This window comes from Pseudomonas flavocrustae, from assembly GCF_029872515.1.
Classification (GTDB): domain Bacteria; phylum Pseudomonadota; class Gammaproteobacteria; order Pseudomonadales; family Pseudomonadaceae; genus Chryseomonas; species Chryseomonas aestiva.
Genome location: NZ_JAPDIQ010000004.1, coordinates 209402 through 235826 on the forward strand (window position 1 = coordinate 209402; position 26425 = coordinate 235826).

Genomic DNA, 26425 nt, shown 5'->3' on the forward strand with positions numbered 1-26425 from the left:
AGTGATTAGCACTGCGAGCGGCTTTCTATACTTGCCGTATCTGCCTTCATTTCGACGAAAGCCGGCGAAATCCTCTCGCCGGCCAGGAGCTAGCGATGCGTGTACTGGTTTTGGGTAGCGGCGTCATCGGCACGACCAGCGCCTACTATCTGGCCCGTCAGGGTTTCGAGGTGGTCGTGGTCGATCGCCAGGCCGGTCCCGCGCTGGAGACCAGCCATGCCAACGCCGGTCAGGTCTCGCCTGGCTATGCCTCGCCCTGGGCCGCGCCCGGCGTACCGCTCAAGGCGCTGAAGTGGCTGTTCCAGAAGCACGCGCCTCTGGCCATCCGCCTGACCGGCGACAGCAGCCAGTACCTGTGGATGGCGCAGATGCTGCGCAACTGCACCGCGGCCCGCTATGCGGTCAACAAGGAACGCATGGTGCGGCTGTCCGAATACAGCCGCGACTGCCTCGACGAGTTGCGCCAGGACACCGGCATTGCCTACGAAGGCCGCCAGCTGGGCACCACCCAGATCTTCCGCACCCAGCAGCAGGTGGAGGCCGCGGCCAAGGACATCGCCGTGCTGGAGCGCTCCGGCGTGCCCTTCGAGCTGCTCGACCGCGACGGTGTGGCCCGGGTCGAACCGGCGCTGGCGGCGGTCAAGCACAAGCTGGCCGGCGGCCTGCGCCTGCCCAACGACCAGACCGGCGACTGCTTCCTGTTCACCAATCGCCTGGCCGAGGAGGCCCGCCGCCTGGGCGTGGAATTCCGCTTCGGCGCCGAGATCCAGCAACTCAGCGCCAGTGGCGATCGCATCGATGGCGTCAGGGTCGATGGCGAACTGCTCACCGCCGATCACTACGTCCTGGCCCTGGGCAGCTATTCGCCACAGCTGCTGGCGCCCCTGGGCATCCGCGCGCCGGTCTATCCGCTCAAGGGCTATTCGCTGACGGTGCCCATCGTCGATGCCGCCATGGCGCCGACCTCGACCATCCTCGACGAGACCTACAAGGTCGCCATCACCCGCTTCGACGATCGCATCCGCGTCGGCGGCATGGCGGAGATCTGCGGCTTCGACCTGAACCTGGATCCGCGCCGCCGCGCGACCCTGGAAATGATCACCGGCGACCTCTATCCTCGCGGCGGCGACCTCGCCCGGGCCAGCTTCTGGACCGGTCTGCGACCCGCCACCCCGGACGGGACCCCCATCGTCGGTGCCACCCGCTATCGCAACCTGTTCCTCAATACCGGGCACGGGACGCTGGGCTGGACCATGGCCTGCGGCTCCGGTCGCCTGCTGGCCGATCTGATCGCCCGCAAGCAGCCGCAGATCAGCGCCGAGGGTCTCGACATCTCCCGTTATTCCGCTACCCAGGAGTCCCCGCGCAATGCCCGTACAGCGTCTGCACACTGATCGCCGCCTCAGCGAAATCAACATCCACAATGGTACCGTCTACCTGGCCGGCCAGCTGGCCGACGACTTTTCCGGCGACATCTACCAGCAGACCCGCGAGACCCTGGCCAACGTCGACAAATTCCTCGCCGAGGCCGGCAGCGACAAGCAGCACATCCTGGTGGTGACCATCTTCCTGCGCGACATCGCCCTGCACTTCGAGGGCATGAATCGCGCCTGGGACGAATGGGCCGCCCAGGGCGCCACCCCGGGTCGCACCACCGTCGAAGCCAAGCTGGCCAAGCCGGACATCCTGGTGGAAATGAACGTCATCGCCGCCGTCAAGGCCTAAGACCGCTGTTCCCCCTCTCCCCCTGGGAGAGGGCCGGGGTGAGGGCGCTGTCCAGCCCTCCTTTCCCTCACGCTTCCTTTGCCGAGACCTCCCATGCGTCCCGCCCGCGCCGTCATCGACCTTGCCGCCCTGCGCCAGAACTATCGCCTGGCACTTGAACTCTCCGATGCCCGCGCCCTGGCGGTGATCAAGGCCGATGCCTATGGCCATGGCGCCGTGGCGGTGGCCAGCGCCCTGGCCAAGGAAGCCGACGGCTTCGCCGTGGCCTGCATCGAGGAGGCCCTGGAGCTGCGCGCCGCCGGGATCCGTGCGCCCATCCTGTTGCTGGAAGGCTTCTTCGGCGTCGACGAATTGCCGCTGATTGCCGAGCATGATCTCTGGACGGTGATCCATGCCGACTGGCAACTCCAGGCGGTGGAGCGGGCCACTCTGGCGCGGCCGCTGCAGGTCTGGCTGAAGCTGGATTCCGGCATGCACCGGGTCGGCTTCTTTCCCCAGGACTACGCCGCCGCCTACCGGCGACTGCTGGCCAGCGGCAAGGTCAGCGGCATCGTCAAGCTGACCCACTTCGCCCGCGCTGACGAACCGGACAGCCCGGCCACCGCGACGCAGATCGCCACCTTCCGCGCGGCCACCGAGGGCCTGCCCGGACCCACCAGCCTGCGCAATTCGCCGGCGACCCTGGGCTGGCCCCAGGCGGCCGGTGACTGGGTGCGCCCGGGGCTGATGCTCTATGGCGTCTCGCCCTTCGCTACGCCCCAGGCTGCGGCCGAACGACTGCAACCGGTGATGACCCTGACCTCGCGGGTGATCGCCGTACGCGAACTGCCAGCCGGCGAGCCGGTGGGCTATGGCGCGCGCTTCGTCACCGCCGGGCCGACCCGGGTCGGCGTGGTCGCCCTGGGCTATGCCGATGGCTATCCGCGCCATGCGCCCAACGGCACCCCGGTGGCCATCGAAGGCCGTCCCGGCCAACTGATCGGTCGGGTATCCATGGACATGCTCACCGTCGACCTCACCGATCATCCCCAGGCCGGGGTGGGCAGCGAGGTGGAATTCTGGGGCCGCCAGGTGTCGGTGGCGGACCTGGCGGAACGCTGCGACACCATCCCCTACCAGCTGCTGTGCAATCTCAAGCGGGTGGCGCGCAGCTATCGCGACTAGGCCCTGGGCAGGGCCTCCGGGCGCTGCCGCCGCCAGGCGAACGCCTTGCGGAGGCCGCACGTCCGTCGTGGTGTTGTAAATCTCGAACAGCGTTGCCATGATGCCGAACACCGTGCCGCGGCACGCCTTCAGCGCGTGGCCTGGCCACGTCTCACCCGCCTGCTCGAGGAGTCTTTCCCACCTTGGACGTCGGTGCCCGCCTGCAAACCATCCGTACCCTCAAGGGCCTCTCCCAGCGCGAACTCGCCAAGCGTGCCGGGGTGACCAACAGCACCATCTCGATGATCGAGAAGAACAGCGTCAGTCCCTCCATCAGCTCGCTGAAAAAGGTGCTGGCCGGCATCCCCATGTCCCTGGTGGAATTCTTTTCCCTGGACCTGGAGCAGGACACGCCGACCCAGGTGGTCTATCGCGCCAATGAGCTCATCGACATCTCCAGTGGCGCCCACACCGTGCGCATGCGCCTGGTCGGTCGGGCCCATCCCAGTCGCGCCCTGGCCTTTCTCGACGAGACCTATCCGCCCGGCGCCGACACCGGCGAAGAGATGTACGCCCATGAAGGCGAGGAGGCCGGCCTGGTGGTGGAAGGCCGCCTGGAGCTGACCGTGGGCGGCGAGGTGCACATCCTCGAACCCGGCGACAGCTACTACTTCGAAAGCAGCCGCCCGCATCGCTTCCGCAATCCCTTCGAAGCCCCCGCCCGGCTGATCAGCGCGACCACGCCGGCGAATTTCTGAGCACCCGCGGCAAGGCGGCTGTAGGGTGGAAAACGGCGCAGTCTTTTCCACCTGGAGGCCGGTGCGGGAGCGGCCCTCACCCCAACCCTCTCCAGGAGGGAGAGGGGGCTGGCCGGGTAGATTCGTGGGCAGACCGTAGGTTGGGCTGAGACAGTTTCATCGTCGAAGCCCAACATCGCCGCCACGTCGAGGTAAGGCCTGTTGGGCTTGGCTGCGCTCAACCCAACCTACGGGGCAGTCCCCCATAACTCCCCTTCATCGATCCCCAGGGCCGCCAGCTCCGCCCGGCGTAGCGGTTCGTCCTGGGCGAGAAAGAATTCGTCCAGTTGCGGCGGCGCCACGCCGCTGGCCAGGAGCAGGGCGTGGGCCTGGCCGCGGTGGTGCAGCTGGTGCACGAAGAGGTGCTGCAGGGTGCGCAGGCGCTGTTCCCGTACCGGGCCGCTGGCGCGGGGCAGGGTGATGAGCGGGGTCAGTTGCTGCGGACCAAGGTTGCGGCACAGGGCGATGAGGCGCAGGTCACTGGCGCTCTGGGCCGCACGCAGCGTCGCCAGGTCAGGCCAGGCGGTATCCTGGTAGGGCCGGGGCTGGTCGTGCAGGGCATCGAGATAGAAGCGATCGACATCGAGCAGATGGCCGAGCAGGGCCCAGAGCGAGCCGAAGAAGGCGGCGGGTTGGGGCGCCCGCAGGGCGGCGACCGGCAGCAGGGCGCAGGCCGCCAGCAGGAGGTGGTTCGACCAGCGATTGTTGCAGGCCTGGGCCAGCAGCAGGGTGGTGGTCATGGGCAGGTCCTCGGCACGGCGCGCGGACACCTACTGTAACCTGCGGCGGTGTGGCGGAGGTCGCAGCCTGGGCCCCCTTGGCATTGAGCCGCTGCCGGCACTTTGCCATGCTCCGCGGCTCTGCTCTCTATCTGCAAGGATGCGCCTGATGCCTAGAATTTCGCCCTGGTTCGGCCTGGTCGCCGCCCTGTGCCTGGGTGCCCCGGTCCGGGCCGCCGACTCCGTCGCCCTGCCCGACCTGCCCTACATCCCCCTGGGCGTGGTCGGCCACGACAACAACGCCGCCTATCCCGATGCGCAGATGGAAAGGCGCCTGCAGCTGCTCGACCGCTACAACCTGCGCAGCTATCGCTCGGGTGAATTCCTGCTGCTGGATCTGCCCCGCCTGGATCGCCTGGTGGCCCTGGCCCGCCAGTACCGCATCACCCTGCGACCGGTGATCACCCAGCAACTGACCCAGGCCCAGGCCTATGCCCTGGCCAAGCGCTACGCCAAGGACATCAAGATCTGGGAGATCGGCAACGAGCAGGACTATTCGCGGGTCGGCGCCGGCATCCGCATCAGTCGACTGGTGGACATCTATCGCGGCATCCGCCGGGCCTCCGACGAACTGGACGCCGGCCTCGAGACCACCATCAACGTGATGTCCTGCAACCCCGACGACCGGGGCCCCAAGGCCCGTTGCCCGGGCGATCGCCTGGGGTCCATGTGGTTTCTCGATCAGGCCCGGGCCGCCGGGTTCGCATTCGACCACATCAGCTTCCACTACTACCCGCACTACCGCGACCGCGGCCGCTGGATGGATCTCTACCTGGGGCAGATGCGCGCCATGGCGGAAAAGTACCGGACGCGGATCTTCTTCAATGAGGTCAATTGCGGCGAGATCTACCAGGGCGCCACCGATGGCGGCCGGCCGGGCGATCAGGGCTGCCATGACAGCCTCGAAGCCATCCTTTCCGAACTCAATGGGCGCTATCGCGACATCGTTCGCGAGATCAACGTCTACGAATTGCTCGACGAGCCGACCCATCCGATTGCCCATGAGCGTCACTTCGGGCTGATGTACGACCTGGACCGCCCAAAACCGGTCATGGAACTGATCCGCCGCTATGCCGGCAAGCCCTGAGCCGTCAGAAAGCGGACAAACCTGACTTCAACGCGAAAGCAGGTCTCATCGGTGACCGGATGGTCACCGATGAATGGTACACAAAGTGCCATCATCGGCACCGTACATCTGGCAAAACGCCGCGTTTACCCCTGCATCGTGATGGCACGGGTTCTTATTGGTCTAGCGCTTGCACTAGGCTTTGCAGGTGCTAGGGAAACGATCTTCCCCGGCAGTTTTCCTGCTGTACCGAGGTGGGATGCACGGATCGAATCGCGCACCTCGGCCTATCTGGTTCCTTCTTGATGACAATCCTTAGCTCCATCTCCCGCCGCCTGCCGCGTCAGGCGCTGCTCTTGCCTGCCCTGTTCGCCACCGCTTCGCTTGCCACCTCCGCCCAGGCCGTTGACCTGGTCGGTCTCAACTTCTCCGGCGCCACCTTCGCCGCCCAGGTACTGCCCGGTGTCAACGACCGCAACTTCATCTTCCCGGCCGAGAGCCATTTCCAGCAGTGGAGCGCCAAGGGCGTGAAGCTGGTGCGCTTCCCCATCCTCTGGGAGCGCCTGCAATCGTCCATGGGGGCCAATCTCGATCCCACCTACGCCGGCCTGATCGATCGCACCCTGGGCTACGCCCAGAAGTACGGCGTCAAGGTCATCCTCGATGTGCACAACTACGCCCGCTATCAGGGCAAGGTCATCGGCGCGGGCGAAATCCCCTACGAGGCCTTCCAGAACCTCATGACCCGCGTCGCTCAGCGCTGGGGCACCCATGCGGCGCTCTATGGCTACGACATCATGAACGAGCCCCACGACGCCGTGAGCAACTGGCCGACCGCTGCCCAGTACGGCATCGATGGCGTGCGCGCGGTCGATTCGACCCACCCGATCTTCATCGAAGGCAACGGCTGGGCCGACACCACCCGCTGGCCGCAGTGGAACGATACGCTGCTCAAGCTCAAGGACCCGGCCAACAACCTGATCTTCATGGCCCAGGCCTTCTTCGACACCAGCCTGAACGTGGCGACCCTCTCGCCCAGCTATGGCGTCGAGCGCCTCAAGCCCTTCGTCACCTGGCTCAAGGCCAACAACAAGCGCGGCTTCATCGGCGGCTTCGGCGTACCTGACACGGATGCGCGCTGGTTGCCCATTCTCGACGGCATGCTGGCCTATCTGAAGCAGAACTGCATTCCGGCCACCTACTGGGCCGCCGGCCCGGGCTGGGGCACCTACAACCAGGCGGTCGAGCCGATCAATGGCAAGGAGCGTCCGCAGTGGGCGGTGCTGGCCAAGTACCTGGACAAGGACAGCTGCGCCGGTATCGGTCCGCAGGTGACCCCGACTGCCGCCACGCCAGCCAAGACCGAGACCGCCACGGGCGGCGCGACCGCGGGCACCACCGGCGGGACCGGGGCTACCGGCACGACCGGCGCGACCGGAGCGACCACCGGCACCACCACCGGCGCCGCGCCGGCGACGGGTACCAGCACCACGGGCACCACCGCAGGCAGCACGCCCATGGCTGGCGCCGTCACCGGCACCGCCGCCAATGCCGCGACCTCGTCCAAGCTGACCACCGTCGAGCAGCTCTACCTGGCCTACTACGGCCGGGCCGCCGATGCCGGCGGCCTCAACTACTGGGCCTCGCGCCTGGCCGGCGACATGAGCGTCGAGCAACTGGCGGCCAACTTCGCCGGCAACAGCGAATCGACCGCCCTCTATGGCTCGCTGAGCGGTGCGGCCCTGGTCAATCAGGTCTACCAGAACCTCTATGGCCGTAGCGCCGACAGCAGCGGCAGCGCCTACTGGACCAGTCGCCTGGCCAACGGCGTCACCTCGCGCGCCAACCTGCCACTGGAGGTCATGCGTGGCGCCGCGGGCGACGACAAGACCGCCTTCGACAAGAAGGTGAGCAGCGCGCTGGCCCAGGGCACCACCACGACCACGCCGACCCCCGCGGCCAGCGTGCAACCGGTGCAGAACGTGGTCCTGCCGGTCGCCAGTGGCAGCGTCTCCTCGGCGCCGTTGACCGGCTACAAGAACATCCCCCTGGGGGTGGTCGGCCACGACAACAGCGCCGCCTATCCGCCTGCCGAGATGGAGGCCCGCCTGCAGCTACTGGCGGCGCGCAATCTGCGCACCTATCGCTCCGGCGAGTATCTGGTGACCAACCTGCCCGAGCTGGATCGGCTGGTGTCCCTGGCCCGCAAGTACAACATCACCCTGCGGCCGGTGATCACCCACAAGCTGACCCAGGCGCAGGCCTATACCCTGGCCAAGCGCTACGCCAACGACATCAAGATCTGGGAGATCGGCAACGAGCAGGACTACGCCAAGGCGGGTGCGCAGGATCGCATCAACACCCTGGTCGGCATCTATCGCGGCATCAAGCAGGCCTCGGACGAGCTGGGCGCCAACCTCAAGACCACCATCAACGTGATGGCGTGCAACTCGGATGATCGCACCACCACCTCGCGTTGCCCGGGTGATCGCAATGGGGCCATGTGGTTCCTCGACCAGGCCAAGGCATCGGGCTTCAACTTCGACTACATCAGCTTCCACTACTACCCCTACGTCGACGACAAGGGCTACTGGATGGACATGTACCTGGGCCAGATACGCGCCATGGCCAACAAGTACAAGACCAAGGTGTTCTTCAACGAGATGAACTGCGGCAACGTCTACCAGGGCAACACCGACGGCGGCCGTGACGGCGATCGGGCCTGCTACGACAGCGTCAAGCAGATGCTCACGGTGCTCAACACCAGCTACAGGGACGTGGTGGCCGAGATCAACGTCTACGAACTGCTCGATGAGCCGACCCTCTCGGTGGTCCACGAGCGCCACTTCGGGATGATGTATGACCTCAAGCGTCCCAAGCCGATCTTCGACATGGTGACCAGCTTCGCCAAGTAAGACCCGGCGCGGCCAGACCACCGCCCCCGCTGCCTGACCGGTAGCGGGGGCGGTGTCGTTTTGGGGGGAGGAAAGGAGGGGGTGTCAGTCCGGCGTGGGGCGGCCCTCACCCTAACCCTCTCCCTGGGGGAGAGGGGACTGATTGGCGTGTGGTGAACCGTCAGGGTGACTTCGGATGCCCCCTCTCCCTCAGGGAGAGGGTTGGGGTGAGGGTAAGTGCCGGCAGAGATCCTCAGCCCTTCTTCAGCATCGCCCGCATCGCCGCCAGGGCGTCGTTGCCGCGGGCGGCCTTCTGTTCCTGGGGCGCTTCTTCCAGGCCTTCCCACTGCAGGTCCTCGGGTGGCAGTTCGTCGAGGAAGCGACTGGGGGTGCAGTCGATCAGCTCGCCGTACTGCTTGCGCCGGGTGGCGTAGGTGAAGGCCAGGGTCTGACGCGCGCGGGTGATGCCCACGTAGGCCAGGCGGCGTTCCTCCTCGATGGTGTCGGCCTCGATGCTGGAGCGGTGCGGCAGGATTTCCTCTTCCATGCCCATGATGAACACATAGGGGAATTCCAGGCCCTTGGAGGCGTGCAGGGTCATCATCTGCACCCCGTCGGCGCCTTCCTCTTCTTCCTGCTGGCGTTCGAGCATGTCGCGCAGGACCAGCTTGGCGATGGCGTCCTCGATGGTCATCTGGCCGTCCTCGTCCTTTTCCAGGATGTTCTTCAAGGCATCCAGGAGGAACCAGACGTTGCCCATGCGGAAGTCGGCGACCTTGTCGGAGCTGGCGTTCTGGCGGATCCAGTTCTCGTAGTCGATGTCCATCACCATGCTGCGCAGGGCGCCGATAGGATCCTCGCCCGCGCAATTCTGGCGGACCCCGTCCATCCAGCGCTTGAAGCGCCCCAGGCGCTCGGTGAAGCGGGCGTCCAGGTGCTCGCCCAGGCCGATCTCGTCGGCGGCGGCGTACATCGAGCGATCCCGGCTGCCGGCATAGTTGCCGAGCTTTTCCAGGGTGGTGGAGCCGATCTCCCGGCGCGGCACGTTGATGACCCGCAGGAAGGCGTTGTCGTCGTCCGGATTCACCAGCAGGCGCAGGTAGGACATCACGTCCTTGACCTCCTGGCGGGCGAAGAAGCTGGTGCCGCCGGAGAGCCGGTAGGGAATCTGGTGGTGCTGGAGCTTGAGCTCCATCAGCTTGGCCTGGTGGTTGCCGCGATAGAGGATGGCGAAGTCCGCGTAGGGCCGCTGGGTCTTGAGGTGCAGCGTGAGGATTTCCAGGGCGATGCGTTCGGCCTCGCCATCCTCGTTCTTGCAGCGCAATACCCGGATCGGATCGCCGTGGCCCATCTCGCTCCACAGCTGCTTCTCGAACACGTGGGGGTTGTTGGCGATGAGCACGTTGGCGCACCTGAGGATGCGACTGGTGGAGCGGTAGTTCTGCTCCAGCATCACCACCTTGAGCGAGGGGAAGTCGTCCTTGAGCTGCATCAGGTTTTCCGGTCGCGCGCCGCGCCAGGCGTAGATCGACTGGTCGTCGTCGCCCACCACGGTGAACTGGGCGCGCTCCTGCACCAGCATCTTCACCAGCAGGTACTGGCTGGTGTTGGTGTCCTGGTATTCGTCCACCAGCATGTAGCGGATGCGGTTGCGCCAGCGCTCCAGCACCTCGGGATGCTCCTGGAACAACTTGACCGGCATCAGGATGAGGTCGTCGAAGTCGACCGCGTTGTAGGCCTTGAGGGTGCGCTGGTAGTGCAGGTAGACCACCGCGGCGGTCTGCTCCTTGGGCGTGCGCGCCTTTTCCAGGGCCTCTTCCGGCAGGATGAGGTCGTTCTTCCAGTTGCCAATGTAGTTCTTGATCTCGTCCAGGCCGTCGTCGCCCTGGTATTCCTTCTGCATGATGTCGGTGAGCAGCGCCTTGATGTCGCCCTCGTCGAAGATCGAGAAGCCCGGCTTGTAGCCCAGGTGCACGTACTCGCGGCGGATGATGTTCAGCCCGAGGTTGTGGAAGGTCGAGACGGTCAGACCGCGGCCTTCGCCGGCTTTCAGCAGGCTGGCCACCCGCGCCTTCATCTCGCGCGCCGCCTTGTTGGTGAAGGTCACGGCGCAGATGTACTGGGCGCGGACGCCACACTGCTGCACCAGGTAGGCGATCTTGCGGGTGATGACGCTGGTCTTGCCGGAGCCGGCACCGGCCAGCACCAGCAGGGGACCGCTGATGTAGGCCACGGCTTCGGCCTGGCGGGGATTGAGCTTGGACATGGCGGACCGGGGTGACGACGCTGGGCAAGAATTCTACCAGCGCCAGTCCCCGCGGTCAGAGCCTGATTCAAAGTCTGCTGCGCGTCGGCCAACCTGCGTTGCAAAGGCCTTCGGAATGGTCATTTACACTATATAAACTCCGCTTCCTCAGGCCTTTTCGTGGGGCCGCCTAGGCCTTGTTTGGCTCTAGCTCGCGAGACTTTGAACAGGCCCTTAGGGCTTGGGCGGTGGCGCGACGAAGGTCAGCTGGCGCGGATAGCCGTACTTCTCGCCGGGCAGTACCGGGCTGTCGAGGAACACGCCCATGCTGCGGCCGAATTCGCTGACGTGGGTGACGGCATAGTCCTGGCCGTCGGCCAGACGGACGATGGCGCCCGGCTTGAATTCCTCGCGATTGCGCTCGGTGACCGGGATGGAAATGCCGGCGGCCTTGCGATAGATGCCCTTGAGCCAGTCCTGGTTGGTGAAGTCGTTGATCGGGGTGTTGAAGCGCCCCGGCAGGCGCTGCAGATGGCGCCCGGTACCGGGGGCGTCGTCCACCGCCAGGCGCCGGGGATAACCCACGGCCTCGGCATCCAGCGGCTGGCCCTCGACGAACACGGCCAGGTTGTCGCCGACTCGCTGGACCTCGGTGATGGCACGCCACTCGCCATCGCCCAGCTGGACCTGCCGCCCGCTGATGAAGCCCTCGACGTTGGCCGGGGTCGCCGGAATGGTCACGCCGGCCACCCGGCGCAGGACGCCACGATCCCAGTCTTCGTTGCTGAAGTCGTTGATGGAGCTGGAGAGGAGTGGCTGGGTGGCGGAAGTCTCGTGCGAGGGGCTGGCGGTCTGTGCTTGGGCCAGCGGCAGGCCGAGACAGCAGGCGCAGAACAGCAGGGCGGAGAGAGCCAGGCGAGTGGGCATAGAGGTCATCCTTAACGCAGGTTTCTTGTCGGTCCCATACCGGGAGTGGGCGATAGACCCCTGATGTCCTCCGGCGTTTGGCGAGCGTCGCGCAAAGCGGCAATTTTTTTCCCGCGCGGCGCCGAACGGCAAGGGCTGCGTTACCCTGGGGCTTTAACCGCGGGAGTCCAGCCATGAATTCAACCCTTGCCGCCGTCCCCCTGGCCAAGGCCTATCGCCTGCTCAACCACGGTCCCACGGTGCTGGTCAGCGCCGCCCACGCGGGCCGGCGCAACGTCATGGCCGCAGCCTGGGCCATGGCGGTGGATTTCGAGCCGGGCAAGGTGGCGGTGGTGCTCGACAAGCAGACCTGGACCCGCGAATTGCTGGAAGCCGAGGGCAGCTTCGTGCTCAGCGTGCCCTGCGCCGCCCAGGTGGATCTGGTGCAGACGGTAGGCAATACCAGCGGTCGCGCGCTGGACAAGTTCGCCGCCTACGGCATCGAGACGCTGGCGGGCGAACAGGTCAGCGCGCCGCTGATCGCCGGCTGCGTGGCCTGGCTGGAATGCCGTGTGCTGCCCGAGGTGCACAACCAGCAAGGCTACGACCTGTTTCTCGGTGAGGTGCTCGCCGCCCGGGCCGATACCCGGGTGTTTCGCGAAGGACGCTGGGATTTTCGTGGCCAGGACAGCCTGCGCACCCTGCACCATGTCGCCGGCGGTCACTTCCTGGTGATCGGCGACGGCATCCAGGGGCAGATGCTGACGCCGAAAGCCTGAGACCGCCGGCGCCCGTGCCTGGCGCCGGCGCGGCCCGGGTCAGACGCGGAAGCGCGCGACCATCTGCTGCAGATCGCCGCCCAGGCGGGCCAGTTCGTTGACCGACGCCGCGGCGTGGGCGTTGGCAGTGGCCGATTCCTCGGCCAGGCCGCTGACCTTGACCACGTTGCCGTTGATCTCCTCGGCAACCAGGCTCTGCTCTTCCACCGCGGTGGCGATCTGCTGATTGAGATTCTGGATCTCCGCCACCGCCTGGTAGATGACCTCCAGGGCGCGTTCGGCGTCCTGGGCCAGGGTCACGGTGCCCAGGGTGCGGTCGCGGCTGGCCTGCATCCGCGCACTGGCTTCGGTGGTGCCCTGTTGCAGGGTGGCGATGAGTTCGCCGATTTCCTGGGTGGACTCCTGGGTCCGTTGCGCCAGGGAGCGGACCTCGTCGGCCACCACGGCGAAGCCGCGGCCCTGTTCGCCGGCGCGGGCGGCTTCGATGGCGGCGTTGAGCGCCAGCAGGTTGGTCTGCTCGGCGATCGCCTTGATCACGTCGATGACGCTGCCGATGCGACCGCTGGCGGCGTCCAGGCGCTCCATGGCATCGCCCAGACCCTGCACCTCCTCGGCGGCCAGGGTGATTTCCTGGGCCGCGCGCTTGACCGTGCGACTGCCTTCGCGGGCCATGCCGTCGGCGTTCTGCGCGGCGCTGGAGGCGTTGGCGGTGTTTTGCGCGACATTGTGCACCGTGGCCGCCATCTCGTTCATGGCGGTGGCCACCTGATGCATCTCGTCGCGCTGCTGGGTGGCGCCGCGGCTGGTCTGGACGCCAAAGGCCGAGAGTTCGTCGGCCGCGCTGCTGAGTTGCCCCACGCCACTGGCGATGCCACCGACCAACTGACGCAGGTCATCGGCCATGGCCTGGGTGGTGCGTTGCAGTTCGCCCAGCTCGTCGCGGCGGCTCACCTCGCTGCGCTGGGTGAGATCGCCGGCGGCGACGCGCTTGAGCATGGCCATGGCGGTCGCCAGCGGCTGGGTGATCTGGCGGGTGATCAGCCAGGCGGCGGCGATGCCGATCAGCAGGGCGATCAGGCTGCTCAGCAGCAGCTTGAGCAGGGCGGCCTGGCGCTCGGCCGCGGCGGACTTCAGCTGGCCTTCGCCCAGCTGATCCAGCAACTGCACCAGCTTGTTGCCCTGCTCCTGCAGACTGGCAACGGCGGCCTGGGCCTGGCGATTCTGGGCGACGATGGATTCGAAAAAGGCGCGATAGCGGGTCACGTCCTGGGTGGCGCTGTAGAGGCGTGCGGCGGTATCGCCATCGATCTGCTTCTGGGCGCTGGCCAGGGTCTTGAGCAACTCGTCAATGACCTTGAGGGTCGCCTGGGATTTGCTGTCATCGGGAGTGCCGAGGAAGCGACGGATGGCCAGGCGCACACCGACCATCTGCGCCTTCATCTCGGCCAGGGCCTTGAGGTCGGCGGTGCTGTAGCTGCCACCTGGAGCAAAGACCAGTTCGAACAGCTGGTCGAGGGTCTCGGTAACGGTGTCGGAGACCCGGGTCAGTTCCTTCTGCGCCTCGGCGCTGGTCTGGTTGGCCTGCTGCAGGGCAGCGAAGCGCTCCTGGTAGGTCTTCATCTCCTGCTGGATGCTGCCCAGGATGGCGACGTTGGCCGGGTTGGTCAGCAGGGTGAGGCCCTGGCCGATGTCTTCCGTCACCCTGGCCAGAGTGGCCTGTTGCCGGGTGGCACTGGCCGCGCTGGGATCGAGCAGGTAGGCCTTTTCGTCGATCCTGACGTTGAGCACGTCGGCCTTGAGCTGACCGCTGTAGCGCGTCTTGGTGATGCGGTCGAGCAGGGTGTTGGCGGTGAGGTAACCGAACAGCGCCACCACCGTCACCATGACCAGCAGGGCACCGAAACCCAGCGCCAGCTTCTTGGAAATGCCGAGATTGCTCAGCCAGGAGGCTTTGGATACAGACATGGGAATTCCGGAAGAGAGAACGAAGACCCCCTTCATCGGCCGTCCCGATCGATACTTGAAAGCCGCACGTCAGGGCCGCCTGGTGGGCGGCCCTGCTGCCGACGGCCGGTTCCGTCCGCGGCGGTGCCGGCCGGACTCAGGCGGTTTCGCGGCTGTGCACGGGAACGGGCAACTCCAGCTCCAGCACCGAGATCAGCGCATTCTGCTGACGCTCGTTGAGCTGGCGAAAGCGCTGCAGCAGCAGTTGCTCGCTGGCATTGAGCAGCTCGTCGTCCGCTTCGACCTGCGGCTGCTCCAGCACCCCGTCCTGTACCAGGCTACGCTCCAGCCAGGCGACGATCTCGGTGTTCATGCTGTGCCGATGGGAGCGGGCCACGGCGGCGATGCGTTCACGCATCCCGTCGGGCAGGCGGACGACGAACTTTTCCGTGGGAATACCAGCGGGAGCGCGGTGGACGTAGGGCATGGAGGACCTCCAATACGAATGGACTGACGTCAAAGCGCCGACAACAGCAGTCGACCGGCGAAGAAAACCAGCACCAGGCCCATGGTTCGCTCGAACCAGTGGCCCAGGCGCAGAAAGGTCTGGCGAACGCGCGGACTGGAAAACAGCAGGCTGACCAGGGCGAACCAGCCGGCGTTGACCGCGCACATCCACAGGCCATAGAGGCCCTGGACGGTCAGCGGCGTACTGCCGCTGACCACGGTGGTGAAGATGGCCAGGAAGAACAGGGTGGCCTTGGGGTTGGTGGCGTTGGTCAGGAAGCCGGTGAGGAAGGCCTTGCCGGGCGACTGCCGCTGCAGGTCGGCCTGCTGCCACTGGCTGTCGTCCAGCGGCGCGGCGGTGGGCTTGCTGCGGATCAGGTTGAAGCCCAGCCAGAGGATGTAGGCGCCGCCGACGACCTTGGCGACCCCCAGCAGCCAGGGCGTGGCGTGCATCAGGGCGCCGATGCCGAGCAGGGTGTAGAGCACGTGGACCGAGATCCCGGCGCCGATGCCCAGGGCGGTGCACAGGCCGATCAGCCGCCCGTATCTCACGCTCTGCCGCACGGTCACGGCGAAATCCGGGCCGGGCGCGAGCACGGCGAGGAAGTGGATGGTCGCCAGGGCGAGGAATTCGCTCAGGTAGGGGGACATGTCAGCTCCAGTACGTGAGGGGTTCGGCCGCCCCGCGATAGCCCACGAAGCACGACAGCGACAGCCGTGGCTGGTCGTTGCCTGGCGTCACGGCGTGCATGCGGCGGGAATTGAAGAGAATCAGGTCGCCCGGTTCCGGGCGGATGGTCAGGCAGGGCGGACCGAGCCGGTCGGGCTCGATGCCGTAGCTGTCGCCGCGCAGGGCGTCGAAGTCCTCCGGCGCCAGCTCGCGTGACCAGAGCTGCAGTTCGCCGCCCCGGCTGGGCATGGTCAGGTAGACGTTGCAGGCCAGCTGGGTGACCAGGCTTTCGGCTTCCTCGCTGCCCGGCGCGTCCTTGGCGAAGATGTCGTGGTGGGCGAGAAAGCGCACCCCGGGCTTCACCACCCGCGACAGGCCGACGTACATCTTGCGACCCCAGAGGGTCTGCAGGCGGGCGCCGGCGGGCCAGACCTCGTCGAGGGTGCAGCGCACCAGGTCGATGGGATTGAGATAGGGGCGGCAGCGCCGGCGCAATTCTTCCAGGTTGCTGGCGACGCTGGCGAAATAGTCGTCCATCTGCGCGCGCTGGTGTTCCGCCTCGTAGAAGGCCATGCCGATGCGGCCGATGCTGGGGGCATTGGTGTAGGTGGCGAAGCCGTTGCCGAGGATCTGCTGGCCGAGGTCGTCGGCCAGCGGGCGCGGCACGAAGCGGCGCACCCGCACCGCCAGCAGGCGTTCTTCGGTGAGACGGAGCAGGCTCTCGGTGTCGAGAGCGTCGAGTTCGAGCAGCATGGCGCTTCCTTTCTGCGGGTGAGGTGAGCGGTTGATCAGGCGCCAGCCATGTCGTAGCTCACCAGCAGGCGTCCCTTCTTTTCCTTGACGCCCAGGGCGCTCAGGGCGCCGACCGCGCGCAGGGAGCGCACGTGGGTCCCGCCGCAGGCATAGCGCGCCACGTCCTCGCCAAAGCGCACCTGGCGCTGGCCACCGGCCTGCACCTCGACGTGCAGCGGCAGGTCTTCTTCCACCAGGGCGTCGAAGAAGCCCTGCCAGGATTCAACGTCCAAGGCTACGGTATCCTCGCCGGGGACGAATTCGATGCGGCCTTCGCCCGGCCAGTGATGGGCCTTGACCGGTATCCAGCCATGGATCTCGCCGATGTGGCCGAGCAGATGCCCGGCCGAATGCAGCCGCGAATGCAGCTGGCGCCGATCTTCGTCGACCCGGGCCAGCACGCGACCGGGCGCCAGGGGGCGGGTGGTGTGGTGCAGGATGCGGTCGCCGTCCTGGACCACCCGGGTCACCTCGGCGGTACCGATCCAGCCGGTGTCGCTGGGCTGCCCACCGCCCTGGGGATGGAAGGGCGTGGCCAGCAGTTCGACGATATAACCGTCCTCGGCGGCGCTACAGGCGTGGACCTCGACCTCGGCGATCAGGCTGTCGCTCAGAAAATACAGGCGCTCGGTCATACGTCTACTACCTAGAAAACGAGAAACATCCTCATTCTAAAGATCGCACGCAAGGGTGATAATCCACCCTCTCTCCAAAGGAATTTTGCGCTGTGAGCATAAATCTTCCCCTGCCGCTGCTCAGCGAGATGGCCATTTTCGTGCGGGTGGTGGAGAGCGGCAGCTTCTCTGCGGCGGCCCGTCAGCTCGGTCTGACCCCGTCTTCCACCAGTCGCAGCGTGGCACGCCTGGAGAAGGCCCTGGGCACACGCTTGCTCAATCGCAGTACGCGCAAGCTGCGGCTGTCGGAGGCGGGGGAGGAGGTCTTTCGGCGCTGCAGCGACATGGTCGGCGCCGCGCGGGCGGTGCTGGAGGTCAGTGGCCAGTTCAACCAGGCGCCGGCCGGCATCGTCCGGCTGTCGGTGCCCAAGGCGGTAGGCAGCACGGTGATCCATCCGCACATGGCCGATTTCCTGCGGCGCTACCCGGCGGTGGACGTGCAGTTGCTGCTGGAGGACCGCTATGTCGATCTGATCGACGAGAACGTCGACCTGGCCATCCGCATCACCGATCGGCCACCGCCCGGACTGGTGGGCCGCCAGTTGCTGACCATCGAGCACCTGCTCTGCGCCACGCCGCAGTACCTGGCCGCGCACGGTCAGCCCGCCCATCCCCGCGATCTGGCCGGGCACAGCTGCATCTACCTGGCGGAAGAGCCGGCCGATTCGCGCTGGAAATTCCGCCAGGGCGCCAAGGTGGTCCACGTCAACGTGCGCGGGCGCTATGCCGCCAACCACACCGGGGTGCGGCTGGACGCGGTGCTCAACCACATCGGCATCGGCAGCCTGCCACTGTTCACCGCCCAGGCGGCCCTGGCCCGCGGCGAGATCGTCCAGGTGCTGCCGGAGTGGTCCTTTCTGCCGCATTACCACGGCGGCGCCTGGCTGCTCTATCCGGCGACGCGCCACCTGCCACCCAAGCTCAAGGTGTTCATCGACTTTCTGGTCGAGCGCCTGGGCGACCAGGCGCTGCGTCCCGGCCAGGGTGCCGCCGCGCTGCCCGAGCAGCGCTTCCAGGAACTGACCATTGGCAGCTAGGCCACTGCCAATGCGTCTTTCGTGATGCTTTTCACAAGTCCTGTTACAACTGGCAGCATTAGGTGAAACGATTCACCTAACGTTTCTCTGCCTGCCGCATCACGCTTTTCTCTGGGCCATGCTCCCCCACGGCCCGCCTGCGCGGGTGGATCGGGTTGCCACCGCGATCCTTGCCCTGGCAAAACAAGAAAGGATTTCCCCCATGCTCGCTTCTTCACCCTCGCTCGCCGCACCCGTGGCGGCCACCCCGCGCAAGGGGCTGGTCGTGCTCATCGCCGTGATCGCCGCCCTCGGTGGCCTGCTGTTCGGCTACGACACCGGCATCATCGGCGTCGCCCTGCTCGGCCTCGGCCGCGAATTCGCCATGGACGACACCGTCAAGCAGCTGGTGACCGGCGCCATCATCTTTGGTGCTCTGTTCGGCTGCCTCGGTACCGGCCCGATCTCCGACCGCCTCGGCCGGCGCAAGACCATCATCGGCGTGGCCCTGGTGTTCGCCCTGGGCTCGGTGCTTTCGGCACTGTCGCCCAACGTCACCCTGCTGATCCTGTCGCGTTTCCTGCTCGGCCTGTCGGCCGGCAGCTCCACCCAGATCATTCCGGTGTACATCGCCGAGGTGGCGCCGCCGGAGCACCGCGGCAAGCTGGTGGTGCTGTTCCAGTTCATGGTGGTGTTCGGCATCACAGTGGCCTACTTCACCGGCTTCGCCCTGGACGAGCACTGGCGCTGGATGTTCGGCCTCGGCCTGGTGCCGGCGCTGATCCTGCTGGCCGGCATGACGGTGCTGCCGGAAAGCCCGCGCTGGCTGCTGGTCAAGGGCCGCGAGGCTGACGCCCTGGCGGTGCTGGAGCGGGTCCGCGGCGGCAAGGCCGCGGCCGAGGCCGAACTGGCCGAGATCAAGACCGTGAGCAACGCGCCGGAAGGCAACTGGAGTGACCTGTTCTCGCCGTGGGTCCGACCGGCCCTGCTGGTGGGCGCCGGCATCGCCATGTTCTCGCAGATCACCGGCAACAACGCGCTGATCTACTATGCGCCGACCATCCTCACCCAGGCCGGCTTCTCCGATCAGACCGCGGTGCTGGCCACCGGCTGCAGCACCATCCTGGTGGTGATCATGACCGTGGTCGGCAGCTTCCTGGTGGATCGCATCGGTCGCCGCCGCTATCTGCTGACGCTGATTCCCGGCTCCATCGTCGCCCTGGCGATCATGGGCTACCTGTTCCAGGGCGCCGGTCCCCAGACCGATGTCGAGCGCTGGACGGTGGTGGCCTGCCTGGCCGCCTACCTGATGCTCAACTGCGGCGGCTTCGGCGTCTGCATCTGGCTGATCAACGCCGAGGTCTATCCGCTGTTCGTGCGCGGCAAGGGCGCCAGCGTCGGTGCCTTCAGCCACTGGGGCTTCGACCTGCTGGTGACCCTCACCACCCTGAGCCTGGTGACCAAGCTGGGCGCCGCCCACACCTTCTGGCTCTATGCCGGGATTTCCCTGGTGGCGCTGCTGTTCATCTGGCGCCTGGTGCCGGAGACCAAGGGCAAGAGCCTGGAGCAGATCGAGCACGACCTGCGCGAGCGGCGCTTCTTTCCCTATCAGCGGAAGGGCTGAACGCGAGCTCCGGTGCCAGGGTCGCAACAGGAGCGGAGATAGAACTCCGCTCCTGTTCGCCTGTGCCGGAGTCCTGCCATGCGCCCCCTCACCCTCGACCTCGATCTGCTGGCTGCCGCCCTCGACAGCCGGGAGCGAGGCACCCACTTCCTCGACCTTGCCAGCGGCGCCCTGCGCCTGCTCGATCCGGACGACCTCAGTCTGGAAGAGCGCGAGGAACTGGAAGATCCCGAACGCTACCTGCCACTGCCGCGCCTGACCCAGGACGATCGCCTGGAACTGCGCGAAGCCTTTCTGCACCAGTTGCGCCACCCCCACGCCCAGCCGCTCTTGCGGGCCGCTCTGGAGAGCCGGCGGCCGATCCGGACCTTCGACTATGAACTGGACCTCTTCCCCTCGGTACGCGAGGCCTGGCAGGCCTTTGCCCTGAGTCGTCTCAAGGAGGAAGTGCTGGTGCTGCTGGACGAAGCCGGCCTGGAAGCCCTGCCGGCGGATGGGCGTATGCCGCTGCCGGACGATGTCCCCGAGGGCATCCGACGGCGGCTGGAGAAAGGGCGGGAGCGATAGGGCGCGCCACCCCGATGGTCAACTGAGCACCTTAGTTTGCCGAAGCGTCCGGGAGCATGCCGGCGTTACGCATGAGGTCCGGCAGTCCTTGTTCCTCGATGGCATAGACGCCGCGCTCAGCTTTCCAGATCAATGCCTTCTCCTGCAAGGCAGCCAATGCCTGCTGTACATTTTGCGCATAGGCGGCCTCTTGGGCCTGGGCCTCATTCATGCCGGCGAGCCGCAGCATGTCTGCATACTTGCCGAGGGTGGCCAGCTCGAAAGGCGCATAGTCCTTGCCCTGGACCGCCATCACCTTCAGTACGGCCGCTTGAATCGGTGTGAGGCTGCGAATCACGGCGAGCGCGCTCTCGGACATCTCTCGCACATGCTCGTCGACGGCGTCAGCGAAAGCGGCATTGCCCACTGCAGAATCAACGATCATCGAGTATTCGAGTACCTCACGGGCTGCTTGCATCGCCTCGGGGCGATAGCCCGCTTCGACGAATTTGCTCCAGACCACTTCTGGATCGAGGGCGAAATCGAGCCTGGACTGCGCGCAGAACCAGTCCACATAGCCTCTGTCGAGATGAGGAAAGTTTACCAGCGGCGCATTGAAGAAGGCTTGATCGCGGCTGTTTCTGAGCATCGCCAGCTTGTCCCGGCTGGAACCGGTGCAGATAAGTCTCAAACCATGATGGTGTGAGCCGTTCAATTCGTCGCGAGCCGCCTTGAGGGCGAAGAGCGTATTGCTGCCAGCCGTGGTGGTCACGGCATGCTGAGCTTCGTCGATAATGAGCGCTATCGGCTTGCCGAGACTATCCGACAGCGCGGCTAGCGCAGCGGCCAGGGTTATGCCCTTGGCTTTGCCGATGCTGCCGGTATCTATCTCGACCCCACCCACCTTGAGTTTCACCACACCACTTTGCTTGGTCAGCTTGGCGATCAGACCAAGATTGCGCTCGATGGACACCTGTACCGCCTGGTTGATTAACTCGGCCGGATCAGTCTGTCGATTCGACCAGAGATCGACGTAGATCACCTCAGCGCCCGCGAGTTGGAGGGCAGGCGCCAAGTCTTCACGCATGAAGGTGGTCTTGCCGGTTCGCCGGGGCGCTGCCAAAAACAGACCGGGATGCAGCGGGTCTGCCATGATCTTGGCGGCATAGGTAGTAGCCATGGCATGGCGGTGATAGAAGCGCTCAGGCATCGACAATTCCCTGTTTAAAGGCGATTAAAGTCGATTATAGATCTTTATAGACCTTTATAGATCGTCGCTCTGAAGTCTACTTAGTGCTGGTCATGCCCGTGCCGATAGAGCTTGAGCTCCACCATCAGGTCGTCGGTGAGGGTTTCCAGGTGGGCTTGCAGGGCTTCGAGTTCGAGGTCTGCCGGAAGCGCCAGCAGGGCGGTGGCGTGGAACAGCGCCTCGCTGCTCATGGGTGCCGGGCGGGTCTCGGTGGACAGGCGCTCGACGTTGACGCCCACCTGATGCAGCGCTCGGGTGATGTCGCGGACGATGCCGACGCGGTCGTTGCCCAGCAGGTCGAGCTGCACCAGCGGCGCACCCACCGCAGCCGGCTGGCCGGGTTCGCCGACCAGGATGCGCAGGCCGGGAATGGCCAGCTGCTGCAACGTCTCCACCAGGCCGTTGCGCAATTCCGGCTCCACTTCCACCGAGAGGATGCCGGCGAACTGGCCGGCCAGGTGGGCCATGCGGCTCTCCAGCCAGTTGCCGCCCTGGGCGGCCACGCAGTCGGCCAGGGCTTCCACCAGACCGGGGCGATCGGGGGCGATGACGGTCAGGACCAGGTGTTCCATGGCGGGCTCCAGGGCGGGCAGAAGGAGTCTCCAGTCTAGCCCGCCCGATCGCCGCCGGCCTACTGGATGTCTTCGGGTTTGACGATCACCCAGTGCTGGTCCGCGTTCACCGCCACGCCGGCCTTGGCCTGGCCCTCGGCGTTGCTCTTCATCATCGCCTCGATCTGGGTGCGGTACTTGGACTTGCGGTCGATCCACAGATGGATGCCGTTCTTGGCGGCGTCCACGCCCTGGAACAGCATGGGGCCGTCGCTGACCGGGGTGTCGCCGCCGACCAGGATGGGTTTCTTCCAGGGATCTATGTAGGTGAGGATGGCCGCGTACTTGCCGGCGAACCAGGTGGCCGGAGTCCAGAGATAGGGCGTGACCTGCAGCTTCAGGTTGGCCTGGGGATCGTACTTGCCTTCGGCGATCTGCTTGCGGGCGGTGGTCAGGGCGCCGGTGGCCGGGTCCTTGAGCAGGGTGGTGACGCCGATGACGTTTTCCGGTTTCACGCCATAGCCATAGCGCGGGTCGGCGGCCACCATGCGCACCAGCTCCTCGTGGGCGGCGCTGATCACATAGACCTCGATGCCGTTCTCCATCAGCTTGTGATAGAGCTCCTGCTGGCCGGTGAAGGGCTTGGGCGGGTTGATCTCCACCGTCTCGATCTTGTCGTCCTTGCCGTAGTAGGTGGCGGGGATCGGCTTGCCGTAGGCCATCAGCTCGTCGACGTAGCCCTTGAGCTGCTGCAGGGTGAAGCCGGAGAACACCTGGGCGACCCAGGGGTAGCAGACCAGGTCGTCGACCTCGCACAGCCGGTAGTAGTAGCTGTTGAGGCTCTCCTTGTGGCCACCGACGTCCTTGAAGGGGATCAGCTTGAGCGAGGGATCCAGGGTGTCGCGGGTCAGCACGCCCTTCATCTCCAGGAAGGGCAGCAGGGCCTCTTCCAGGTCGTAGCGATAGCTGGTGTTGTCCATGTCGAACACCGCATAGTTGCCCTTATTGGCATTGGCGGCGATCAGGGCGTCGAGCTGGCGGGCGGCATCGGCCGGCCAGTGGGTCAGCTCGGTGGCGGCAGCGGTGAGGCTGAGCAGACCGCCGGCCAGGCCGGCGAGAAGGCGGGGGAGGGTGGGCATCGGCGGGCTCCGGCACGGCGACCGCGGTATGCGGTCGTCTGGTCTAGACCATAGCAAAAGGTCATGACAGTTCGATGCGCGGAGCGACCTGGGTGGGCGCGAGAGCGGCAGGGCCTGCCGCTCTGCGACAGCCCTGTCAGGCGGTTACGGTCTTGAAGCGCGGCTGGGCGTTGCCCTTGAACAGGGTCAGGGTCGCGACCAGGCCGAGCACGGCGGCCAGGGTCAGCCACATGCCGGGGGCGGCCTTGTTGCCGGTCTCCTGGATCAGCCAAGTGCAGACCATCGGCGTGAAACCGCCGAAGGTCGCGGTGGCCAGGCTGTAGGCCAGGGAGAAGCCGGTGGTGCGCACATGGGCCGGCATCACCTCGGTCAGGGCCACCACCATGCCACCGTTGTAGGTGCCATAGAGGAAGGACAGCCACAGCTCGACCATCAGCAGGCGCGAGAAGCCCGGGGCATGGGTCAGCCAGATCATCGCCGGGTAGGCGGTGAGGATGGCCAGCACGGTGGCGAAGATCAGCAGCGGACGACGGCCGACGCGATCGCTCAGGGCGCCCATCACCGGCAGCCAGATGAAGTTGGAGATGCCCACGCAGGCCGTGACGATCAGGCTGTCCAGATCGGTCAGGTGCAGCTCGTGACGGCCGAAGGTCGGGGTGTAGGCAGTGATCAGGTAGAAGGAGGCGGTGGTCATGGAGACCATGGCCACGCCCGCCAGCACCACGCCGAAGTTCTGGCCGATGGAGGTCATGGTCTCGCCGAAGGTCGGCCGATGCTTGCGCGCCTCGAACTCGGGGCTTTCTTCCAGGGAACGACGGATGATGAACAGGAAGGGCACGATCAGGCAGCCGATCAGGAAGGGAATGCGCCAGCCCCACTCACCCATTTCGGCGGGCGACAGCCAATGGTTCAGCAGAGCGCCCAGCACGCCGGCGAAGACCACCGCGACCTGCTGACTGGCGGACTGCCAGGAAACGAAGAAACCCTTGCGCCCGGGGGTGGCGATTTCCGACAGGTAGACGGACACGCCGCCCAGTTCGACGCCGGCGGAGAAGCCCTGCAGCAGGCGGCCGAGCAGCACCAGCAGCGGCGCGGCGACGCCCAGGGTGGCGTAGCCCGGCACCACGGCGATCAGCAGGGTACCCAGGGCCATCAGCGCCAGGGTGACGATCAGGCCGTGGCGACGGCCGTGGCGATCGATGTAGGCGCCGAGGAAGATGGCTCCCAGGGGGCGCATCAGGAAGCCGGCGCCGAAGGTGGCCAGCGACAGCATCAGGGAGGCGAGTTCGTTGTCGCCGGGGAAGAACGTCTTGGCGATGGCCGTGGCATAGAAGCCATAGACCATGAAGTCGTACATTTCGAGGAAGTTTCCGCTGACGACGCGGAAGACGGATTTGGCTTTCGAGGTGGTGGCCATGACTGCTAGCTCGGATTGAGTTTGTTATAGGAGACAGCTCGCGCAGGGCGCCCAGACCTCTCGCGGGTGGGTCGCGCTATTTGTAACCTTATGTGTTGCAAAAGCGCGCTGGCAAGCTGAATCGGACCGGAACCCCCGAATTTCATGGGTTTGAAAGGTTATTGAAAGGTTCGCGACATTACGTCTGGAAATTATTGTCCAGTTGACACGTTGTCGCAGTTCAGGTGGCAAGCATTTGCCAGAACGCCGCCCCGACGCCTGCCAGACTTTCCCCGGCGATGAGGCCGGCCGCGGCGGCCAGGGCGAAGCGCTCGGCCAGGCCCGGCGCTCGCCAGCGCACCAGGGCGGTGAGCAGGGCGCCCAGGGTCATCATCAGCGCCACCGAGGCCGGCAGGATGAAGGCCAGCCCCAGGGCCGCCGAGCTGGGCAGCCAGTGCGCGCGGCGGTCGGGCAGCAGGGTCTCGGCCAAGCCCAGCAGCAAGCCGACCAGGGCGCCCAGGACGATACCCAGGCGCATGGCGCCATCGAGGGCACCCAGGCCCTGGGTCAGGGTCTCCGCGACCGCCTTCCACTGCGCCACCGCCGGTGCCGGCCAGGCGGCGCTGAGCAGCAGTGCCTGGGGATCGGGAATCAGCAGGCGGTAGGTGAGCACCCCGGTCACCGCGCCTAGGGCGATGCCCAGGCACTGGGCGACCACCTGCTTGGCCGGGGTGGCGCCGATGGCCTGGCCGACCTTGAAGTCGTTCATCAGGTCGGTGCTCTGACCCGCCGCGCCGCCGGCGGTGTTGGCACCCATGAGGTTGATGTTGACCTGCCCGGGAGCGGCCAGGCCGAAGGTCAGCTGCGACAGCTGACCGATGGCGCCGATGGGCGGGATGCCGGTGGCGCCGACCACCCGCGCGGCCATGGCGGCGAGAAACAGCGCCAGGGGCAGGGCCAGCAGCGCCAGCCAGGGATCGATGCCGAACAGCCGCACCTGGAGCACCACCACCAGCAGAGCCGCCACCAGCAGCAGCGCCAGCGGCCAGACGCGGGGCCGCCGCCAGCCCTGGCGACGGCGTTCGGCGCGGGGCAGGGTGATCAGCCGCACGGCCAGCGCAGCCAGGGTGGCGCTGACCATCAGGCTTACCCCGGGCCAGAGCAGCCATTGCACCAGAAAGGCGTATTGCGGACCGCTGGCGCCGGCCGGCAAGGCGGCGATACCGCTGGCCAGCAGCCAGGGCGCCACCGCGCCCCAGGCCAGCAGGGTGCCGAGCAGCAGCGACAGTCCGACCCTCAGGCCGATGATGCCGCCGAAGCCGAGCAGCAGCAGCGAGGGATCGAAGCTGAAGGTCAGGCGTTCCAGGGCCGGCGAGGGCGCGACCCGTGGCAGCGTCCAGGCGAAGCTGTCCACCAGCTTGACCGCCGCCGACAGCGCCAGGGCGCCCAGCAGCACCCGCAGGCGGCTCAGGGCTTCGGCACCGCTGGCATAGACCTGGCGCAGCGCTTCCAGGGTGGCCAGGCCCTCGGGGAATTTCAGGCTGGCATCGGCCAGCAGCAGGGGCCGCAGATACCAGGCCACCCAGATGCCGAGAAAGCTCACCGCGAACACCCAGCCCATCAGCGGCAGGGTTGGCAATTGCTGGCCGGTCAGCAGGGTGTAGGCCGGGATGGGCGCGACCAGACCGCCGGAGACGATGCTGGCCGCCGCCGAGGCCACGGTCTGGTTGATGTTGCTCTCGTGCAGCGTCCAGCCCGGTTGCTGCAGGCGGCGACCCAGGCGATGCCAGAGGCCGTAGCTCACCAGCAGGGCGATGATCGACATGTTGAACGACCAGCCGATCTTGAGGCCGGCATAGACATTGGCCGGGGTCAGCAGGATGCCCAGCAACGCCCCGGTGAGCAGCGCCCGGGGGCTGAGTTCGCGCTCCACGGGCAGCGGCAGGTCGATTGCGGCGGCGTTGGCAGTGGGCAAAAGGGCCT

At 66.4% G+C, this 26425-nt stretch carries 24 protein-coding genes and 1 pseudogene; 11 read left to right on the plus strand and 14 right to left on the minus strand.

Annotation, left to right across the window (positions count from 1 at the left end; genetic code table 11):
- Positions 1 to 95 precede the first annotated feature (95 nt).
- The 4 genes from dadA (at position 96) to OMP44_RS11510 (ending at position 3626) form a co-directional block, all read left to right on the plus strand.
- Positions 96 to 1394 (plus strand): D-amino acid dehydrogenase, encoded by a 1299-nt coding sequence (gene dadA / locus OMP44_RS11495; RefSeq protein ID WP_280308220.1) that lies wholly within the window; start codon positions 96 to 98, stop codon positions 1392 to 1394.
- Complete coding sequence (locus OMP44_RS11500) at positions 1369 to 1725, plus strand: RidA family protein (protein WP_027597427.1); 357 nt, start codon at positions 1369 to 1371, stop codon at positions 1723 to 1725. Before dadA ends, OMP44_RS11500 begins: the two co-directional genes overlap by 26 nt.
- A gap of 93 nt (positions 1726 to 1818) precedes the next feature.
- Entirely contained in the window at positions 1819 to 2889 is a 1071-nt protein-coding gene (gene alr / locus OMP44_RS11505; protein ID WP_280308226.1) for an alanine racemase, read from the plus strand.
- A gap of 182 nt (positions 2890 to 3071) precedes the next feature.
- Entirely contained in the window at positions 3072 to 3626 is a 555-nt protein-coding gene (locus OMP44_RS11510) for a cupin domain-containing protein (protein WP_007159860.1), read from the plus strand.
- 227 nt (positions 3627 to 3853) lie between these two features.
- Here OMP44_RS11510 and OMP44_RS11515 read toward each other — a convergent pair whose 3' ends face one another.
- The gene (locus OMP44_RS11515; protein ID WP_280308229.1) at positions 3854 to 4435 is read right to left on the minus strand and encodes a DinB family protein; all 582 of its coding nucleotides are present in this window, start codon (positions 4433 to 4435) and stop codon (positions 3854 to 3856) included.
- A gap of 118 nt (positions 4436 to 4553) precedes the next feature.
- Here OMP44_RS11515 and OMP44_RS11520 point away from each other — a divergent pair, with 118 nt between their 5' ends.
- From OMP44_RS11520 to OMP44_RS11530, 3 genes are all read left to right on the plus strand, one after another.
- Entirely contained in the window at positions 4554 to 5531 is a 978-nt protein-coding gene (locus OMP44_RS11520) for a hypothetical protein (RefSeq protein WP_280308232.1), read from the plus strand.
- A 69-nt stretch (positions 5532 to 5600) separates the two neighbouring features.
- A complete protein-coding gene (locus tag OMP44_RS11525) occupies positions 5601 to 5816 on the plus strand; it encodes a hypothetical protein (protein WP_273862419.1) in 216 nt (71 codons plus the stop codon).
- Entirely contained in the window at positions 5816 to 8425 is a 2610-nt protein-coding gene (locus tag OMP44_RS11530; RefSeq protein ID WP_280308235.1) for a cellulase family glycosylhydrolase, read from the plus strand. The genes OMP44_RS11525 and OMP44_RS11530 overlap by 1 nt, the downstream gene beginning before the upstream one ends.
- Positions 8426 to 8657: 232 nt before the next feature.
- On the opposite strand, the gene rep is transcribed toward OMP44_RS11530, so the two are convergent.
- Both rep and OMP44_RS11540 read right to left on the minus strand, forming a co-directional pair.
- Complete coding sequence (gene rep / locus OMP44_RS11535; RefSeq protein ID WP_187980568.1) at positions 8658 to 10670, minus strand: DNA helicase Rep; 2013 nt, start codon at positions 10668 to 10670, stop codon at positions 8658 to 8660.
- 213 nt (positions 10671 to 10883) lie between these two features.
- Positions 10884 to 11576, minus strand: a complete 693-nt coding sequence (locus OMP44_RS11540) for a hypothetical protein (RefSeq protein ID WP_187980567.1) — start codon at positions 11574 to 11576, stop codon at positions 10884 to 10886.
- Positions 11577 to 11749: 173 nt separating this feature from the next.
- On the opposite strand from OMP44_RS11540, the gene OMP44_RS11545 reads away from it, so the two are divergent.
- Entirely contained in the window at positions 11750 to 12334 is a 585-nt protein-coding gene (locus OMP44_RS11545) for a flavin reductase family protein (protein WP_187980566.1), read from the plus strand.
- A 39-nt stretch (positions 12335 to 12373) separates the two neighbouring features.
- On the opposite strand, the gene OMP44_RS24985 is transcribed toward OMP44_RS11545, so the two are convergent.
- From OMP44_RS24985 to OMP44_RS11570, 6 genes and pseudogenes are all read right to left on the minus strand, one after another.
- A complete protein-coding gene (locus OMP44_RS24985; RefSeq protein ID WP_372241648.1) occupies positions 12374 to 12919 on the minus strand; it encodes a methyl-accepting chemotaxis protein in 546 nt (181 codons plus the stop codon).
- Between the two features lie 153 nt (positions 12920 to 13072).
- Positions 13073 to 14335 (minus strand): annotated as a pseudogene (locus OMP44_RS24990) (HAMP domain-containing methyl-accepting chemotaxis protein); the annotation flags it as partial.
- A 100-nt stretch (positions 14336 to 14435) separates the two neighbouring features.
- Positions 14436 to 14765: an Arc family DNA-binding protein gene (locus OMP44_RS11555; RefSeq protein ID WP_158893856.1), complete on the minus strand. Its 330-nt coding sequence runs from the start codon at positions 14763 to 14765 to the stop codon at positions 14436 to 14438.
- A gap of 29 nt (positions 14766 to 14794) precedes the next feature.
- Complete coding sequence (locus OMP44_RS11560; protein ID WP_158893854.1) at positions 14795 to 15436, minus strand: LysE family translocator; 642 nt, start codon at positions 15434 to 15436, stop codon at positions 14795 to 14797.
- A gap of 1 nt (position 15437) precedes the next feature.
- The gene (locus OMP44_RS11565) at positions 15438 to 16208 is read right to left on the minus strand and encodes a 2OG-Fe(II) oxygenase (RefSeq protein WP_280308245.1); all 771 of its coding nucleotides are present in this window, start codon (positions 16206 to 16208) and stop codon (positions 15438 to 15440) included.
- 35 nt (positions 16209 to 16243) lie between these two features.
- A complete protein-coding gene (locus tag OMP44_RS11570) occupies positions 16244 to 16882 on the minus strand; it encodes an alanyl-tRNA editing protein (RefSeq protein ID WP_187980563.1) in 639 nt (212 codons plus the stop codon).
- A gap of 92 nt (positions 16883 to 16974) precedes the next feature.
- On the opposite strand from OMP44_RS11570, the gene OMP44_RS11575 reads away from it, so the two are divergent.
- From OMP44_RS11575 to OMP44_RS11585, 3 genes are all read left to right on the plus strand, one after another.
- Entirely contained in the window at positions 16975 to 17958 is a 984-nt protein-coding gene (locus OMP44_RS11575) for a LysR family transcriptional regulator (protein ID WP_187980562.1), read from the plus strand.
- A gap of 202 nt (positions 17959 to 18160) precedes the next feature.
- Positions 18161 to 19561, plus strand: coding sequence for a sugar porter family MFS transporter (locus tag OMP44_RS11580; RefSeq protein WP_133862027.1), 1401 nt, complete (start codon positions 18161 to 18163; stop codon positions 19559 to 19561).
- Between the two features lie 78 nt (positions 19562 to 19639).
- On the plus strand, positions 19640 to 20128 hold the full coding sequence (locus tag OMP44_RS11585) for a UPF0158 family protein (RefSeq protein WP_208693544.1): 489 nt from the start codon (positions 19640 to 19642) through the stop codon (positions 20126 to 20128).
- A 31-nt stretch (positions 20129 to 20159) separates the two neighbouring features.
- Here OMP44_RS11585 and OMP44_RS11590 read toward each other — a convergent pair whose 3' ends face one another.
- The 5 genes from OMP44_RS11590 to OMP44_RS11610 form a co-directional block, all read right to left on the minus strand.
- Entirely contained in the window at positions 20160 to 21317 is a 1158-nt protein-coding gene (locus OMP44_RS11590) for an ATP-binding protein (protein ID WP_280308251.1), read from the minus strand.
- Between the two features lie 80 nt (positions 21318 to 21397).
- Positions 21398 to 21928: a glycine cleavage system transcriptional repressor gene (locus OMP44_RS11595; protein ID WP_187980559.1), complete on the minus strand. Its 531-nt coding sequence runs from the start codon at positions 21926 to 21928 to the stop codon at positions 21398 to 21400.
- 59 nt (positions 21929 to 21987) lie between these two features.
- Positions 21988 to 23046 carry an HAD family hydrolase gene (locus OMP44_RS11600; protein ID WP_273862415.1) on the minus strand — a complete coding sequence of 353 codons (1059 nt, stop codon included), beginning with the start codon at positions 23044 to 23046 and terminating at the stop codon, positions 21988 to 21990.
- Between the two features lie 136 nt (positions 23047 to 23182).
- Positions 23183 to 24463, minus strand: a complete 1281-nt coding sequence (locus OMP44_RS11605) for an MFS transporter (protein WP_133862022.1) — start codon at positions 24461 to 24463, stop codon at positions 23183 to 23185.
- A gap of 220 nt (positions 24464 to 24683) precedes the next feature.
- Positions 24684 to 26417, minus strand: coding sequence for an OPT/YSL family transporter (locus OMP44_RS11610; protein WP_280308255.1), 1734 nt, complete (start codon positions 26415 to 26417; stop codon positions 24684 to 24686).
- Positions 26418 to 26425 lie beyond the last annotated feature (8 nt).